Source organism: Desulforamulus ruminis DSM 2154 (genome assembly GCF_000215085.1).
GTDB classification, from domain to species: Bacteria; Bacillota; Desulfotomaculia; order Desulfotomaculales; family Desulfotomaculaceae; genus Desulfotomaculum; species Desulfotomaculum ruminis.
In genome coordinates this window covers 2285489-2300637 of the sequence record NC_015589.1, presented here as the reverse complement: position 1 = coordinate 2300637, position 15149 = coordinate 2285489, and the positions used below count along the sequence as shown (strand labels likewise).

The following is a 15149-nucleotide window of genomic DNA, read 5'->3' as shown; positions in this document are numbered from 1 at the left end:
ATGCCAGGAACATGGGAAGTTCGCTTAAGTGGGTCCGGAGGCCAGGGATTGATTCTTGCCGGAATTATTTTAGCCGAAGCGGCCATTATTGACGGCCAGAATGTGGTACAGACCCAGTCCTATGGACCGGCTGCCCGGGGGGGCGCCAGTAAGGCCGAAGTCATTATCAGTCCGGATGAAATTGATTATCCCAAGGTTGAACGTCCGGATGTGTTTTTAGGGTTAAATCAGGAATCGGTCCTGAAATACATGGGGGACTGTAAGGAGCGGGCGGTAGCCATTGTGGACTCCGGCCTGGTTGCCCATATTCCCCCGGGCAAAGCACGGGTTTACGCCTTGCCCATTACCGAGACGGCCCGTAAAGAAGTGGGCCGGGAACTGGTGGCCAATGTGGTGGCCTTGGGCGCTTTAGCGGCTTTATCGGGTATGGTTAACCGGGAGGCCGTTGCCACCGCCCTGCTGCGCAGGGTTCCCAAAGGGACCGAGGAAATGAACCGGAAGGCTTTGGAACTGGGCTTTGGCCTGGCAGACCAGGCCTTGGCTGGAGCGCAGGTCCATCAAAACTAAATTTTTTACTATTTACAACCTCCTAAGGGGGTTGTTTTTATTTGCTCCAATTTATGTTTTTACAGAAATAGTTCATTTAGAATAAGCTTCCAGTTTATGGTCAAACTAATAGCGGTGATGCGGATGAATATTTGGCAAAACATACGAAAGATTTTTCAGTTTGAGAGTGATGATGAGCGAGAAGGCTTTGTTTTAAAGGAAACACCCCGGGAAAAAAAAGAGGCCCCACAGGTTGGAGGTCAATCCGGGAGCGAAGGGGATAAAAAAAATTCTTCGGCCACAGAGGGGTCCTTGTGCAGTCGTCAAGAGGGTACGGAGAACCGGGGTAAACGCAAGAAGCCCGTTAAGGTATCCCGGTTACAGGAAAATCGCAGCAGCGGTAAAGAAGCAGCGGATGAGGACGGACAAAATCCACCGGAAAAAGAAGGTCATTGGAAAAAACCTTTATCCTTGTCCTGGGCTCAGAAACACCATAATCCGGACCAGGTCAGCAGCAACCTGGATTACAACAAAGAACGCATTGAAGAGATTTACCATCTGCCCCTCAACAAAGATTTTATCATCCGTGAGTTTACGGTGGCCCTGGAGCCTCCGGTGAAAGCCTTTGCGGTTTTTATGGAGGGCTTAAGCGATAAAAACTTGATTGATAATCAGGTCTTGCAGCCCATGATGCTGTTCTCCAATTTTCATGAGCAGGTGGACGGTTTTCTGTTGGAGCATATCCAAAACAGAGTTTTGACCGGTAATCAGGTGACGCCCCACAAAGAATATGAACAAATTATCGGCGGCATCAATTATGGTTCCACCGCCGTGTTTATTGAAGGTTGTGACCAGGCTCTGGTGGTGGAAACCAAGGGCTGGGAACACCGGGCGGTGGACCGGCCGGCCAATGAAACCGTGATACGGGGTCCCCAGGAAGCCTTTGGGGAAACCCTGAGGACGAATACGGGTCTGGTCAGAAAATACATTCGGTCATCGAAACTGACCACCGAAATGATGAAACTGGGGGATGTGGCCCAGAGCGACGTGGCCATCATGTACTTGCGGGGTGTGGCCAATGAAAGCCTGATCCGGGAGGTCAAACGCAGAATTCAGAGCATCAAAATTGATGCCGTCATCGACAGCGGCATCCTGGAACAATTGATTGAGGACCAGCCCTGGAACATTGCGCCTCAGGTCATGGCCACCGAAAGACCGGACCGGGTGGCTTTCATGCTCATGAGAGGAAAAGTGGCCATCTTTATGGACAGCAACCCTTATGTCCTAATCGTGCCTGTGACCATGTTCGACCACCTGCACACCCAGGAAGATTACTACCTGCGTCCCTTTTACGGGAGCTTTTTACGGCTGGTGCGGACGCTGGCCTTTTATGTCTCCTTCCTCACGCCGGGGGTTTACCTGGCTACCGTGCTGTTTCACAAGGAGATGATTCCCACCGAGTTGTTGCTGGCCATCTCCGGAGCCCGGGAGCGGGTGCCCTTTCCCAGTGTTATTGAGGTAATCATTATGGAAGGATCCTTTGAACTGATCCGGGAGGCCGGGGTCCGGGTGCCCGGCGTCATGGGGGCCACCATCGGGATTGTTGGGGCTTTAATTTTGGGACAGGCGGCGGTACAGGCCAACATTGTCAGTCCCATCCTGGTCATTGTTGTGGCCGTCACCGGACTGGCTTCCTTTGCCATTCCTTCTTATTCGCTGCAATTTTCCCTGCGCATCATTCGCTTTGGCTACATTGTCCTGGGTACCATGATGGGCTTTGTGGGCATTGTCTTTGGTCTGTTTGTTCAAATGCACATGATGGCCTCTCTTAAATCCTTTGGAGTTCCTTACCTAGCGCCCATGGCCCCTACCACCAAAAGCGGAGGGGATGTGGTGGTGCGCATACCGGCTTTTAGCTGGGAAAGACGTCCGGATTATCTAAATACCAAGGATGACCGGTTGCAAGGGAATATAGCCAGAGGCTGGATCAGGAAATCGACCCGGAAGAAGAAATAAACCCCAGCGAAAGTCTGTTATAAACTGTAGAGGATGAAACCCTTTGATCAGAGAAGGAAAATTTGGTTTTGCGGAAACCTTTTCCCTGTTGTTTATTTCCAATATCTACAGAATGTTTTTAACCGTGCCCGCATATGCCGTGGAGCAGGGCAAAACCACCGGCTGGTTATTAATCCTGTTAGGAACGCTCAATGGCGTGTTGGTATTCTGGATGATAACCCTGCTGATGAAAAGGCATGCGAATAAAACCCTGGTAGAGGCTACCGAAGAGATACTGGGGCCTTATCTGGGGACCGTTGTGAACATTTTTTTTTCTTTGTATTTTATTAATGTGCTTTTTATTGTTCACAGATCCTATTCGGAAGCCATTCTGACCACGGCGCTGCCCCAAACGCCCATTAGCGCGGTTCTGACAATCTTTATTCTGGGAGCGATTATCAGTTGCTACTATGGCCTGGAGGCCATGGCTCGGGTGGCAAGGGTCTCCGTCACCTTTATTCTGCTGGGGCTGCTTATCTTATTTGTCTCTCTGTTGCCCCGGGTAGATATCGATTTTCTTTTTCCTATCTGGAGCATGGGGCTGGGGGAGGCCTGGTTTTTGGCCGGGAAACACCATAGCGGGTTTAGTGAAGGGTTGCTGGCGGCCCTTATTGTTCAGGCGGCGGGAGGCTGGCAAAATATCCGCAAGGCCGGCGTCACGGCCATACTGGTGGGCGGGTTTTTTTTGATGATGGTGGTTTTGTTTGCCATCAGCATCTTTGGCACCCGTTCGGTGACGGAAATTCTGCTGCCATTCTTTGACCTGAGCCAAACCATTAAGCTGGGCCGGTTTTTCCAGCGACTGGAGGCGGTTTTCCTGCTGACCTGGGCCATGGTGGGCTTTATTAAAATTGCGGTCAGTCTGTATGCGGCCACGGTAATTATGGCCCGGATATTCCGCTTGAAGGATTACCGTCCCCTGCTGTGGATTATGGCCGTATTATCTTACAACCTGGCCATCCTGCCTCCCGATATGGCTTCCGCCACAGCCATAGAGAATAATTACCTGTTAACCTGGGGACTGGTTACCACGGCGTTGCTGCCGGCGTTATTGCTGGTGGTGTCGGTATGGCGTAAGAAAGGGGGAGGAATGCCGGATGAACAGGACCAAAAGTCAAGCTAAAAAATATCTGAGGATTTTTCTGGTGCTGCTGACGACTGTTCTGTTGAGCGGCTGCTGGGGCGGCAGGGAAACGGATGAAGTAGCTTTGGTATTGGCGGTTGGTTTTGATAAGGGCCAACATCAACCCTTGGAAGTCACTCTTTCCATCGCCAATCCCAAAGCCTTTTCCGCGGAGGCCGGAGGGCAGGAAGAACCTTTTTTTAACGTTAGTGTGGAGGGTCCCAGTATTTGGGAGTGCTATACGCTGTTGAACACCTTTGTATCCCGGGAAACCAGTTTTTTTCACACCCAGGCCTATATTTTTGGGGAGGATCTGGCCCGGGAGGGCATTGGTAGATATATTTACGCCATGACGCGCCAGCGGGAGGCCCGCAGGAACAGCTCACTCTATATTTGCCGGGGCAAAGCCAAGGATTTTATAGAAAAAAACAAACCTCCTCTGGAAACCTCCCTGGCCAAGGAATTTTATTTTATTGACAGAACTTCTCAATATACCGGTCTCTTTTACAACCATGATTTACATGATTACTATACCTCCTGGAAGTCACTGCATGGATCCACTCTAGCCTTAGTGGGCGTTCAGGAAAAAAACAATCAAGGTTCAAAGGATGACAGCCCCCTGAAGGTGCCTTACGAGGCCGGACAAATTCCCAAGAGCGGCGGTAATTTGATCGAATTTATTGGCACTGCCGTATTTAACGACGATAAAATGGTGGGGGAACTAACCGGGGACGAAACCCGCACACTGCTGTTACTGCAGGGAGAGTTTGGAGTATCCAACTTTACCCTGACCGACCCACGGCACAAGGATAAAATTATTATGATGCGGCTGCGTCAGGCCCGGAAGCCCCAAATTCAGTTCCGGGAAGAGGCAGGGCAGCTTAAAATTAGCCAGACCGTCTTTTTAGAAGGTGAATTTTTGTCCATCCAGAGCGGTGAAAATTATGAAGTTCCCAATAGACAGAAAATGGTGGAAGAGGCCTTTGATCAGGAGATGGAGGAACTGGCCCATGGGCTCATTGAGAAGACCAAGGAACGGAACTGGAACGATATTTTTCACTATGACAAGGCCTATCGAAGAAAAGTGAGCAGTTGGCAGCAGTGGCGAAGTATAAACTGGAACGATATCTACCAGCAGGCGGAATTTACCGTGGATTTTAAAACCAATATCCGCCGGCCCGGCACCATGCGAAATACTTCTGCACCGCTGCAGGGGGAGTAAGAAGATGAACTATTTATTGTTTTTGATTCCTCTGGCCGTAGGGATATACACCCTTTGCTTCGCCGCCTGGCTTTGGCGGCAAAAGAATCGGCGGGGGGCCCTGGGAACCTTTTTGCTGACGGTCATCACCATGGCAGTTTCTTTTTACACTATTTTCCTGAGGCAACCCTTTTAAAACTATAATCCATTGGTTTAATCGGTGGATTTTAAAAGGATATAAAGAACCTGGTGTGGAATACATACCCCTGAATACTATTTTTGGGGATGTGATGTCTTGGACATTAAGGTTCAGCCAAGGCCTGCGGACGAAGAAGAGAACTTGGCCAGAGCCCTGGAAAAATTATTTACCGAGGAATGGGGCGGCCCCAAAAGCGCCCTGGCCCTTGCCTACCTGCAGGACACCGTCCTACCGGAACTGATTCAATGCTTAAAAATCAACTGGTCTTTTCTGGATAACCCCACCTTCCGGGAGATTCTGGTGGCAAAGCTGAATTCCCAGTTTGCTTACCCCCCTGCCTTTGCCGAAGGACTGGCGGTGGATATTTTAAACTGCTCTAAGAAGATTTTGGGGAGGAGCCCGGTGGCCAGCAACCATCTTTGGCAGCCCTGGGAAGTGATCCTGCGTATGTTTACCATCGGCTACCGTCTGCCGGAGATTGCTGCCAAGACGGGTTATCCGGAAGCCTACCTGGAGTTGTTCCGTCTGCGCTACTATAAATTTCAGGATGTTGCAGAAGGGATGGAAGCTCTGGCCGAGGATACGCTTCTTCATCACCGTGAACTGGCGGGCTTTGGCGTAAATTTACTGCGTTTTATGGTGGATTTTCAAAACCGTTTTACGGAGTTTAATCATTACTACGAGCGGCTGCAGGCCGAGCAAATGATCAGCGATATTGAACTGCACATGGAACCCGACTGCCTGGTGCGAATTTTTACAGGACTTTTTGAGGTGGAAAGGCAAGTTAGTCTCCAACGCTTTGCAGATATTCTGAAAGGGGCTAAAACAGCCTGGTTGACCGGGGAGAGTTATTTTACCAAAACCCTTGGTTACGGTTTACTGGCCGATTGGCCCAGAAAACAAATTACCATGCTGCTGGAGCGCCTGCTGGAAAAAAACCTGCTGGTGCTGGAAGCCGGGAATGAAAAGGGCCTGTGCCTTTCCGAAGCGGCCGCCCGGCTGATTGCTCCCCAGGTGGTGCCCCCACTGGCCGATGAAGTGCAGAGCGCCTTACGCAGTAAAGCCCGGGACAAAATTTCCCGCAGCACCTCGGTGCTGCAGGGGAAAAATCCGGAAATTGCGGTTCACGTTATCGCAGAACTGGTAAAACGGGGGGACCCTGCTGTATTGACTTGTTTTAAAGCCTTGCAGCGCCGGGTGCCCAAAAAAGTGTTTTTAAAAATTATCTGGGCTTGCGGTCAATTGGGCGGCAAGGATGCCATCGGGCTGTTGAGTAAGACCGTCAGCGACAGGGACAGTCTAGTTCGGGTCCGCACTTGTCAGGCCATGAGGGAAATGGCCGATCCGGCCTTTTACTTCGCTCTGATCGCAGCGCTGGATGATCCCGTGGCCCTGGTCCGGCAAAATGCGGTCCAGGCCTTGGGACGCATCAAGATGGCCAGCGCCCTGAAGCACATGGAACGGCTGATGGAAGATCCTGCAGAGGATATCCAGGTCCAGCGGGCCGCCCGGGAAACCAGAATGATTTTACTTAGAGAAAAGGAATTAAAAGACGGAGAGTTCACCGAGTAAATTGTCGACAAGGCCATGGGCCTTGTTTTTTCATGAGATTACCTTTTTCTTACTGTTCCCAATTCTGTCTTGACGGAGTATTTTTAATAATGAGATAATATATATCAGTGGTTTTTTGGATCTATAAAAACCGTAAACATGGAGGTGCCCATTTTGCTAGAAAAGGAACTGGTAATTATCGGCGGAGGGCCGGCCGGGTATGCCGCCGGTTTATATGCGGCCCGGGCCGATATTGATACGATGCTGGTGGAGCGGGGTATGCCCGGCGGCCAGGCGGCTTCTACCGAGTGGATTGAAAATTACCCCGGTTTTCCCGGAGGGGTGGGCGGTGTTGATTTAGCCATGAAAATGGATGAACAGGCCCGTTCCTTTAATTTAGATGTGGAATTTGCCGATGTGGAGAGACTGGAGCAGCGGGAGGGCGGGTTTATTGTTCACACCACCCAGGGGTCCATCGGGACCAAGGCGGTTATTTTAGCCACCGGAGCTAAACCCAAGTTTCTCGGGGTAGAAGGGGAAGGGAAATTTCACGGCCGGGGTGTTTCCTATTGCGCCACCTGCGACGGAGCTTTCTTTCGGGATAAGACCGTAGCGGTGGTGGGAGGAGGCGACTCCGCCGTGGAAGAAGCCATTTTCTTAACCAAATTTGCGGCCAAAGTCTATATCGTTCACCGCCGTGGCCAACTGAGAGCCACCAAGATTTTACAGAAACGGGCGGTGGATAATCCTAAGATCGAATTTTTATGGCATGCGGTGGTTGAGGAAATTGTAGGGGAAAACAAAGTGGAAGTTATCAAGGTGAAAGATGTGCAGACGGGGGACCAGACCCGTGTCCTGGTAGACGGTATTTTTGTTTATGTGGGAACCCGGGCCAATTCCGAATTAGTGCAGGATTTGGTGAAGCTGGATGACCGGGGCTACATTATAACCGATGAAAACATGAGTACCGGTGTTCCCGGACTTTATGCCGCCGGAGACGTACGTCAGAAATCCTTGCGCCAGGTGGTAACCGCTACGGCTGACGGAGCCATTGCCGCCGTGGAGGTAGAAAAATACCTGGCAGGACACTAATAATCTTTCATGACAGAAAAAAAGGCTGTATCAAAAAATTGATACAGCAAAAAGGGAGAGGAGATTAGGTTGAGATATCAACCTATGGAACCTAGTATGCCCATTAAAACCAAAAATACAAACACCGTTACGGCGGTGTTTGTATTTTTTAATCATGACGTCAAACCGCAAGCAGCTCTTTTATTGGCGGCAGCTGGAATTAATGACCGGACCGATTTAAAGAGAGTTTATTAGGCATTCACCTTAAGGAAGCAGAGCTCGACTTCGAGGAATTCAAAGAAAAATGGGGTAGTAAATACCCTGTAGTAATTAAACCTGGGAAAACAACTGGGTTTGAATTAACCACCTATTTTCAATATTCCAGAGAAATACGCCGATGATTTACCTAAATTTTATAGTTCATTTTTTATTTAGTGGTTTTTAACAGGATACTTTGGGTTTTTAAATAGATAATGCAACATCATACTTGTGGTGGCTAACTTGTACCTTTTTTCGTAATCAATCAAATTAGCATCTTTCATAAAGTTTTCAACATCTTGCTTTTCCAATCCCGCATATAGTGATATAGTTTCATATTCAAGTCCAAATATTTGCACAAGCACTTCAATAACACCCTTTATTCTCTCATCTTCGCGAATCATTTTTATTCCTTCTGATAAAAAAATGACTATCTCGAACAGAGATCCATATTTTTCAACCCTTAAATCACTTATTTCTTTTTTTCCATTCACATAATCTAAAAGCCAATTAGTATCAATTCCAGTTACTTTATTTAGAGTATCTAATGTAATATGGTATTTTTTAATAGCTATCAATAATTTTTCTCTTATTATATCTTTAGGCATCTCTGTTCCAACGCTTTGCATTTCTTTCCCCTCTTTTCTATTTCCTATTAAATTAGATTTAAAGTAAAGCATTGTTATGGTCCAGAAAAACAAATAGCACAGGAACCGTGTTAATAGCTCGTTTTAGCATTGCAATCCTATTGTTGAAGTATACCTACATATATACAACTCTTTGCAGCTTAGTGTAACACTGTTTTTGATGCTGGTGCTTTAATTATTTGGCTTCTGAAATATAACATTATCAATTTTTTACCTAGATTACAAGCACCACATAAAAAACTTAGAACTTGTTTAGCGAGTAGGTGCAGATGTTCATGTTATGTTGACTAACATTCCCCGTGGTACTAAACCTTGAGGCAGGTTGACCTGCCCCCAGGTTTTGTACCACAGGGGATGTTAGTCACGAAATTTGTTCACAGGTTTTTTTAGCCAGATCTGTAGCATATTCTACTGGTGTTTTGTTGCTCAGTCCGCTATGTGGACGAACTGTATTGTATTCATGACGCCACTCTTCAATAATTCGACGAGCCTCACTTACGCCTCTGAACCAGTGTTCATTAAGGCATTCATCTCGGAGTTTTCCATTAAAGCTTTCTACATGGCTATTTTGCATTGGTTTACCGGGGTCTATAAACAGTTGGATAACCCTATGTTCATAAGCCCATTGATTCAAGGTCAGTCCTGCAAATTCAGGTCCGTTATCAGAGAGGATTTCTTTGGGATAACCTCTGTAAATAGCAATTCTATCTAGTACTCTTGTCACACGCCGTCCTGTTATTGAAGTATCCACTTCGCTGGCCAGACACTCTCGAGTTGCTTCATCAATCACTACAAAAACTCTAAATCGCTGCCCAGTTGCTGTTGAGTCACTAACAAAATCCATAGACCACCTTACATTCGGTTGAGGCGTAACTGTGGGGGGGCGGCCCCTTCCAGAGAGAACACGTTTTCTTTTGCGGCGACGGACAGCGAGTCCAGCAAGCCGGTATAGCCTATATACTTTCTTGTGGTTAACTTTCTGTCCTTCACGCTGAAGTAAGGCATGGATTCGTCTATATCCAAAGCGACGCCACTTAAAGGCAAGTTCAGATATTCTCGTTTTCAATGCCTCGTTCTCTTCTGAAGTAGAAGGAACATATCTATGACTGGAGCGTCCGATACCAACAAGCCTGCACGCTCTGCGTTCACTCATACCAAAAGTATCTTGGAGTTCTTTAACAAGCTTTCGCTTGCGAGCAGGCTTTACTTGTTTTTTTCAATAACCCACTTTAGAGCCTGGTTGTCGAGGGTTAGTTCACCTACGAGTAGCTTAAGTCTGCGGTTTTCCTCTTCCAACTGCTTAAGTTTCTTCGCATCACTTGCTTCCATTCCGCCGTATTTAGATTTCCAGCGATAAAAGGTTTGTTCGCTAATGCCATGTTGCCGAAGAATGTCAGCTACCGGCATCCCATTCTCATGGGAGTTAAGTATTCCAATGATCTGCTCTTCGGTGAAACGTTTTCTCATAACTGTCCCCTCCTGACTTAGTTATACTACATCAGGACTAACATTTCCTTTGGACCAGTTTTCGGGGAGCAGGTCAAGGTCAATGCGGATCTTATTTTTATAACAGAATAATAAAATAGGCTAAGGTTATCCAAACTACTAAGGCTCCCTGTAATTGCTTAGAAAACGCCCCAGGTAAACTTGTAAATCACTATTAGCTATAATTAAATAAAAAGGAATATCTCTAAATAAATAGAGATATTCCTTTTTGCTATTTCTTTTTAGTTTATCCAAGTTATATAGTTAGGAACTACAGTTGCTACTAGTTCTGCACCAAAAAAAGCCGCGCCGCTCAATGAAGCACTATATTGATGTCCTGAAAGATTAGAAGTAGGAACAGATCCATTAAAACTAACTACAGGAGTACGTCCACCACTAAGACCGGAAGTAAGGTCTGTCACTGTCATTATGCCTGAAAAAGATGATGCTGGAATATGCATTGTTATACTGTAATAAACCCTACCAGCAGATGGCCATAAATCTAAAGTTCCCGCATCACCGGGGAAAGTGGTCTCTGGTTGAATATCAGAATTAGAATTATTTATTGAAGTAAGCGGTATCTCGGCCTTTTCACCCTCCTTTAATTCTATCGTTGTGTCCCCGATCGTTACTTCATATATGGTATTTGCATCTATTTCTTTAGTAGATGGGGAATGAGCAAAGGCTGTTGCAGATATGGAAAGTATCGTTACTAATACAAGTATAATTCTAGACATTTTTACGAGTAAATTTTTCATAATATCCTCCTCGAAAAATAATTTTATTTCTACGGTATTGAATTTTAAAGCACATTAATCACCCCCAATCTGTAATTTTAAAATTTATTCGAAAACCACTTTTCTTTGACATTTCTGTTAATCAAAGTATAATCAACCAATTACATATTTCTAGTGTTTTTCCCTAAATAGCCATATAATGGGCGCAAATAACCATTTATATATTTATTAAGAACAAAAAATTCCCCTTTCTACAAAGGGGTAAACATTCGCCTATGTTTTTCATATTTGTATCTGCTCATCAAGGCAACCCGGTCATATCCGTCAAAATCAATCATATGTGACCGGTTGCCCACTTCTCTGATTCCCCTGATTTTATTAAGGTTCACAATGAATGATCTGTGAACCCTGAGAAAGTTGCTTCCCAGCATGCTTTCAAAGCTCTCCATAGTTTGGTATGATTTATAAATGCCGCTTTCAGTATGAATCAAACTGCACTTGCCCTGCTTCTCAATAAATATGATGTTTTCCAGAGATATAATATATTGTTTATTTCCTGCTTTAACGGTTATTTTTCTCGGACCATGCCCAGTGCCAATCTTGTCTTTCACTTTAACGGCAAGGTTACTAATGACTTCGTCTAGCTTACCCTCTTCCAAGGGTTTAAGAATATAGTCATAGGGGTGAACGGCAAAGGATTCAATTGCATACTCGGAATATCCGGTGATAAAAACAAAATGTGTTTCCGGATTTAAATAATCATGGATGGTCTTTGCCACCTGGATGCCATCCAAACCTTCCCCAGGGGCCAGTTTTATGTCCAGCAGAGCAATGTTTGGTTTGTATTTTCCGGCCAGACCGATTGCCTCTTTGCCGCTGGGAGTGTCGATAACCTTGTCCACCAGAGGATTGCCGGACACCAGTTGCTTGATAAACCTTCTGATATAGTGTTCATCTTCCAGCAGCAGGATGGTTACCATTTACACCAACCGCCTCCTAACAATATTATCAGTTCCTAAGTAATCATAGAGCACCCAAATGATAACTTTATCTTCAGACAGCCTTTTCCTGAAAAATGATCTAAACATAGACGGATGAAAAAGTCTTTTGGTTCAAATTTATACAAATTTTTTTGGAGTATTTAGTTTGTTGAACTGCCAAAGCCGGGACTTACCCGGAGCCTTATTATGGCTATCATGTATATTAAAGGAATAGCATGTTTTTTGGCGAATCTTTGTTCACAAAAGCCCTCTTTAATTAAGGGAGATCTACCATGAAATCGGAAACAATCGTCACCAAACTAAAAAATGGCGATATCGAGACCCTGAAGATTATTTATGAACTATTTTACAAGAGGATATTCCAGGCTGCTTATTTTGTAACCGGCGATATTGATCTGGCCGAGGATGTTGTGCAGGAAGTATTTTTAACGCTCAAGAATAAGATACATCAATTGGCCGACCCCTCCAAGCTGGGTTCATGGCTGTGCCGAATGTCCGCCAACAAGGCTCGGAACATCATCAGGCATCTTGCAAGAAGCTCGCTTGTTGAAGACGTGGGGAATATTTATAAAGAGGAACAATTGATGTCACCTGAAACAGCCGTTGTAACCGGAGAGAAAAGCAAAGAGATAATAAAAATGATCAATCGCCTCACTCCGGAACACAGACAATTAATTTATCTCAAATATTATAAGGATCTGACCTTAGATAAAATAAGTAACGTCACCGGTGTCCCAAAGGGAACTGTGAAATCCCGGCTATATTATGCCAGGAGGGAAATCAAAAGATTGTGGAGTTACCCTTGTTAAAAGGGTAACTTTTTTGGCTATATTATCCGGAGGGGTCTATTATCCGGAGGGGTCAGGCTTGACTTATTGACTTGTTTTGAACCTGGCTATACAAAGAACTAAGAAAACGATATCACCAATAACCAGAGGCCTTCAGAAAATGAAAGAATTAATAAAAAATAAATCAAAAAGTCAAGCCTGAACATCCCGCTCGATTTGTCAAGAGATTTTTATTTACCAGAGCCAATTCAGTAAAATATTGGAAGTTAGGCAGTTGAAACGACATCCCATTCTCCCTAGCTACCATAAAATTATGTAACAGGAGATTGTTTTTTTTCTTCGTATAGACGGTTGTTTTTTACCATGCTCCAAAAGACACGGGTAATGTGTCTACCTAACGAACGCAAGGCCTGATTGTGCCTTTTTCCTTCGGGCCGTTTCTTTTCATAATATGCTTTTGATTCAGCTACTTTGCGGATATGATGCCCCATGCCTACCATCATGGCTGCCTTAGCCCGTTTATTAACTTGTTGCGGCGATTTCGTTCCCTTATGCTTGCCGGACTGTTGTCAAGCGGAGCCATCCCTAAATAGATAGCTAGACTGGCTTCTGACGCAAATCGTGTCATCGTCCCAATTTCGCCACTGACCTCCGCTGCGCTGATCGTCCCGAACCCCGGGATGCTGTCAAGGATTCTTGCTAGTAAAGACTGTTTAACCAAAGCCTCCAGTTGGGCTTCCAGCGAATCAATTGCTTCCTTTAGTTGCAGCAAGCGTTTGGCGTCTTCTACAATCATCGGTCCCACCCAGGCAATTTCCGATCCAAAGACGGCGCTGGACTGCCATCGTGCCAACACCGCCGCTTTGGTCACGCCTATGCCGGGAATGCTTCGGATGGTGGCCGGCCTCAGTCTGGCTAGCTGGCGTAGATCGGAACGAAAGCTGAGGAAGCGCAATACATAGAGCGCATCCACTTTATGAATGATATCAAGAAATCCTGGGCACACAGATTGAAGGTCCACCTGCATGCGGTTTTGCACATTGACTTTCTCCTGTACTAACTGTCTGCGGCGGCGACTGAGCCGTTTGAGCTGCTGTTCGATCTCGCTGACGGTCAGTACGGGTTGCAGGGATTCTTTGACCTGCTCCATAAAGGGAGCCATCATCATAAGCGTGACCATCTGTTGTGCATCAATACTGTCCGTTTTGGCCGGAGACGCAAATATTTCTTTAAACCGCGCTAATTTTAAGTTGTTGACATTCAAGAGGGTATACCCTTTGTCTTTAACAAGTTGATCTAAGGGCCGGGCATAGCCGTTAGTGCCTTCCATACCGACGACAACCGGCAAGCGTTGGCGTCGTGCCTGTTCACTAACACGCCCAAAGAAATACGCAAAGCCGCGAGCGTCATGTGTGATTTCAAATTGTTCTGTGATCCCGCCCGGTCCACCAATGGCGACGTGATGCTTGCGGCACCCTACATCCACGCCGACTAACAGGTGCTGTTGTTGCATATACAACCCCTCCCTTTATGGCGCCACCCTGTTGTTATCCAACATCACGTCTACTAACAGAGCCACTTCCCGCAGGACGGCATCATCCCGGTAAATGTCATGGATAACAACAAAACGAGGGCGGCATTTCAGAGCCGAGTTAACTCATTTTCATGAGCAACTAACCCCACGAGCCACACCCTCGTCTGTTGTCAGTTTATCATCTTTTTATGGGTGTCGCTACCAATTTCCATGGTAGACCCCGGGGTCCTTTTATAATTTACAAATCGTATAAAATTGCATTAATAGGATTTTAAGGTGGTGGAGATTATGGACAAGTGTATTGAGTGGTACAGAGAAAATCAGATTGACAGAACCGTGAACCATTTGGCTAAAAATAATATGTTCGCTTGCTATGTGAGGGATGAAAGGGCACTCCTTGAAAAAATAAGGGAATTGGTCAAAGAAAATTCACTGGTGGCCGTAGGGGATTCCATGACGCTTTTTGAAACCGGTGTGTATCTCAGAAAGGCTAAGGTCCGGTTTTTTTGGATAAATACAGGGAAGGAATCACCCGGGACGAGAAGGATCAAATGTATAGAGAAAGCTTTTACGCCGATACTTTTTTATGCAGCACCAATGCGTTAACGGAAGCGGGGGAATTATATAATATTGACGGCAACGGCAGCAGAGTAGCTCCCATGATTTACGGCCCCAAACAGGTGATTATTGTAGCGGGCATTAATAAAATTGTTAAAAATCTGGAAGAGGCTGAGAAACGGGTTAGAAACTATGCTGCACCACTAGACGCAAAAAGGCTGAATAAAAAGACTCCCTGCGTATCCTTGGGCTACTGTGTGGACTGTAAAAGTGAAGAAAGAATCTGCAACAGCTTTGTGGTGATTAAAAGACAGTTTACAAAGGATCGAATCAAAGTCATCCTGGTTGGTAAATTCTTAGGATATTGACCAATAGGGATGAAATCTCTTGGGTCA

At 46.0% G+C, this 15149-nt stretch carries 13 protein-coding genes and 2 pseudogenes; 10 read left to right on the top strand and 5 right to left on the bottom strand.

Annotation, left to right across the window (positions count from 1 at the left end):
• The 8 genes and pseudogenes from DESRU_RS11495 to DESRU_RS21780 all read left to right on the top strand — a co-directional run.
• Positions 1 to 567, top strand: a complete 567-nt coding sequence (locus tag DESRU_RS11495) for a 2-oxoacid:acceptor oxidoreductase family protein (protein ID WP_013842278.1) — start codon at positions 1 to 3, stop codon at positions 565 to 567.
• A gap of 123 nt (positions 568 to 690) precedes the next feature.
• Positions 691 to 2562, top strand: coding sequence for a spore germination protein (locus tag DESRU_RS11490; protein ID WP_041275392.1), 1872 nt, complete (start codon positions 691 to 693; stop codon positions 2560 to 2562).
• A 43-nt stretch (positions 2563 to 2605) separates the two neighbouring features.
• Positions 2606 to 3724 carry a GerAB/ArcD/ProY family transporter gene (locus tag DESRU_RS11485; protein ID WP_013842276.1) on the top strand — a complete coding sequence of 373 codons (1119 nt, stop codon included), beginning with the start codon at positions 2606 to 2608 and terminating at the stop codon, positions 3722 to 3724.
• Positions 3699 to 4946 carry a Ger(x)C family spore germination protein gene (locus DESRU_RS11480; RefSeq protein ID WP_013842275.1) on the top strand — a complete coding sequence of 416 codons (1248 nt, stop codon included), beginning with the start codon at positions 3699 to 3701 and terminating at the stop codon, positions 4944 to 4946. The genes DESRU_RS11485 and DESRU_RS11480 overlap by 26 nt, the downstream gene beginning before the upstream one ends.
• A gap of 4 nt (positions 4947 to 4950) precedes the next feature.
• On the top strand, positions 4951 to 5121 hold the full coding sequence (locus DESRU_RS20880) for a hypothetical protein (RefSeq protein WP_013842274.1): 171 nt from the start codon (positions 4951 to 4953) through the stop codon (positions 5119 to 5121).
• 99 nt (positions 5122 to 5220) lie between these two features.
• Positions 5221 to 6696 (top strand): HEAT repeat domain-containing protein, encoded by a 1476-nt coding sequence (locus tag DESRU_RS11475; protein ID WP_013842273.1) that lies wholly within the window; start codon positions 5221 to 5223, stop codon positions 6694 to 6696.
• Positions 6697 to 6849: 153 nt separating this feature from the next.
• Entirely contained in the window at positions 6850 to 7767 is a 918-nt protein-coding gene (trxB, locus tag DESRU_RS11470; protein WP_013842272.1) for a thioredoxin-disulfide reductase, read from the top strand.
• A gap of 213 nt (positions 7768 to 7980) precedes the next feature.
• Positions 7981 to 8144 (top strand): annotated as a pseudogene (locus DESRU_RS21780) (transposase); the annotation flags it as partial.
• Between the two features lie 33 nt (positions 8145 to 8177).
• Here DESRU_RS21780 and DESRU_RS11465 read toward each other — a convergent pair.
• The 4 genes from DESRU_RS11465 to DESRU_RS11445 all read right to left on the bottom strand — a co-directional run bounded on the left by DESRU_RS11465 (position 8178) and on the right by DESRU_RS11445 (position 11853).
• Complete coding sequence (locus DESRU_RS11465; protein ID WP_238446279.1) at positions 8178 to 8684, bottom strand: HTH domain-containing protein; 507 nt, start codon at positions 8682 to 8684, stop codon at positions 8178 to 8180.
• Between the two features lie 328 nt (positions 8685 to 9012).
• A protein-coding gene (locus tag DESRU_RS11460; protein ID WP_143758753.1) for an IS3 family transposase occupies positions 9013 to 10118 on the bottom strand; the annotation gives its coding sequence in 2 pieces (ribosomal slippage) (positions 9013 to 9869 and positions 9869 to 10118; 1107 coding nt in all).
• 260 nt (positions 10119 to 10378) lie between these two features.
• The gene (locus tag DESRU_RS11450; protein WP_013842270.1) at positions 10379 to 10894 is read right to left on the bottom strand and encodes a hypothetical protein; all 516 of its coding nucleotides are present in this window, start codon (positions 10892 to 10894) and stop codon (positions 10379 to 10381) included.
• A gap of 230 nt (positions 10895 to 11124) precedes the next feature.
• Entirely contained in the window at positions 11125 to 11853 is a 729-nt protein-coding gene (locus tag DESRU_RS11445) for a LytR/AlgR family response regulator transcription factor (protein WP_013842269.1), read from the bottom strand.
• Positions 11854 to 12146: 293 nt separating this feature from the next.
• Here DESRU_RS11445 and DESRU_RS11440 point away from each other — a divergent pair, with 293 nt between their 5' ends.
• Entirely contained in the window at positions 12147 to 12683 is a 537-nt protein-coding gene (locus DESRU_RS11440) for an RNA polymerase sigma factor (protein ID WP_013842268.1), read from the top strand.
• A 478-nt stretch (positions 12684 to 13161) separates the two neighbouring features.
• On the opposite strand, the gene DESRU_RS11435 is transcribed toward DESRU_RS11440, so the two are convergent.
• On the bottom strand, positions 13162 to 14175 hold the full coding sequence (locus DESRU_RS11435) for an IS110 family transposase (RefSeq protein WP_207635940.1): 1014 nt from the start codon (positions 14173 to 14175) through the stop codon (positions 13162 to 13164).
• 309 nt (positions 14176 to 14484) lie between these two features.
• Here DESRU_RS11435 and DESRU_RS11430 point away from each other — a divergent pair.
• Positions 14485 to 15122 (top strand): annotated as a pseudogene (locus DESRU_RS11430) (lactate utilization protein).
• The last annotated feature ends 27 nt before the right edge of the window (positions 15123 to 15149 follow it).

Excerpts from the sequence above, each read along its gene's own strand:
- DESRU_RS11495 (WP_013842278.1), top strand. The coding sequence starts at position 1 with ATGCCAGGAACATGGGAAGTTCGCTTAAGTGGGTCCGGAGGCCAGGGA.
- DESRU_RS11490 (WP_041275392.1), top strand. The coding sequence starts at position 691 with ATGAATATTTGGCAAAACATACGAAAGATTTTTCAGTTTGAGAGTGAT.
- DESRU_RS11480 (WP_013842275.1), top strand. The coding sequence starts at position 3,699 with ATGAACAGGACCAAAAGTCAAGCTAAAAAATATCTGAGGATTTTTCTG.
- DESRU_RS20880 (WP_013842274.1), top strand. The coding sequence starts at position 4,951 with ATGAACTATTTATTGTTTTTGATTCCTCTGGCCGTAGGGATATACACC.
- DESRU_RS11465 (WP_238446279.1), bottom strand. The coding sequence starts at position 8,684 with ATGCTTTACTTTAAATCTAATTTAATAGGAAATAGAAAAGAGGGGAAA.
- DESRU_RS11450 (WP_013842270.1), bottom strand. The coding sequence starts at position 10,894 with ATGAAAAATTTACTCGTAAAAATGTCTAGAATTATACTTGTATTAGTA.
- DESRU_RS11445 (WP_013842269.1), bottom strand. The coding sequence starts at position 11,853 with ATGGTAACCATCCTGCTGCTGGAAGATGAACACTATATCAGAAGGTTT.
- DESRU_RS11440 (WP_013842268.1), top strand. The coding sequence starts at position 12,147 with ATGAAATCGGAAACAATCGTCACCAAACTAAAAAATGGCGATATCGAG.
- DESRU_RS11435 (WP_207635940.1), bottom strand. The coding sequence starts at position 14,175 with ATGCAACAACAGCACCTGTTAGTCGGCGTGGATGTAGGGTGCCGCAAG.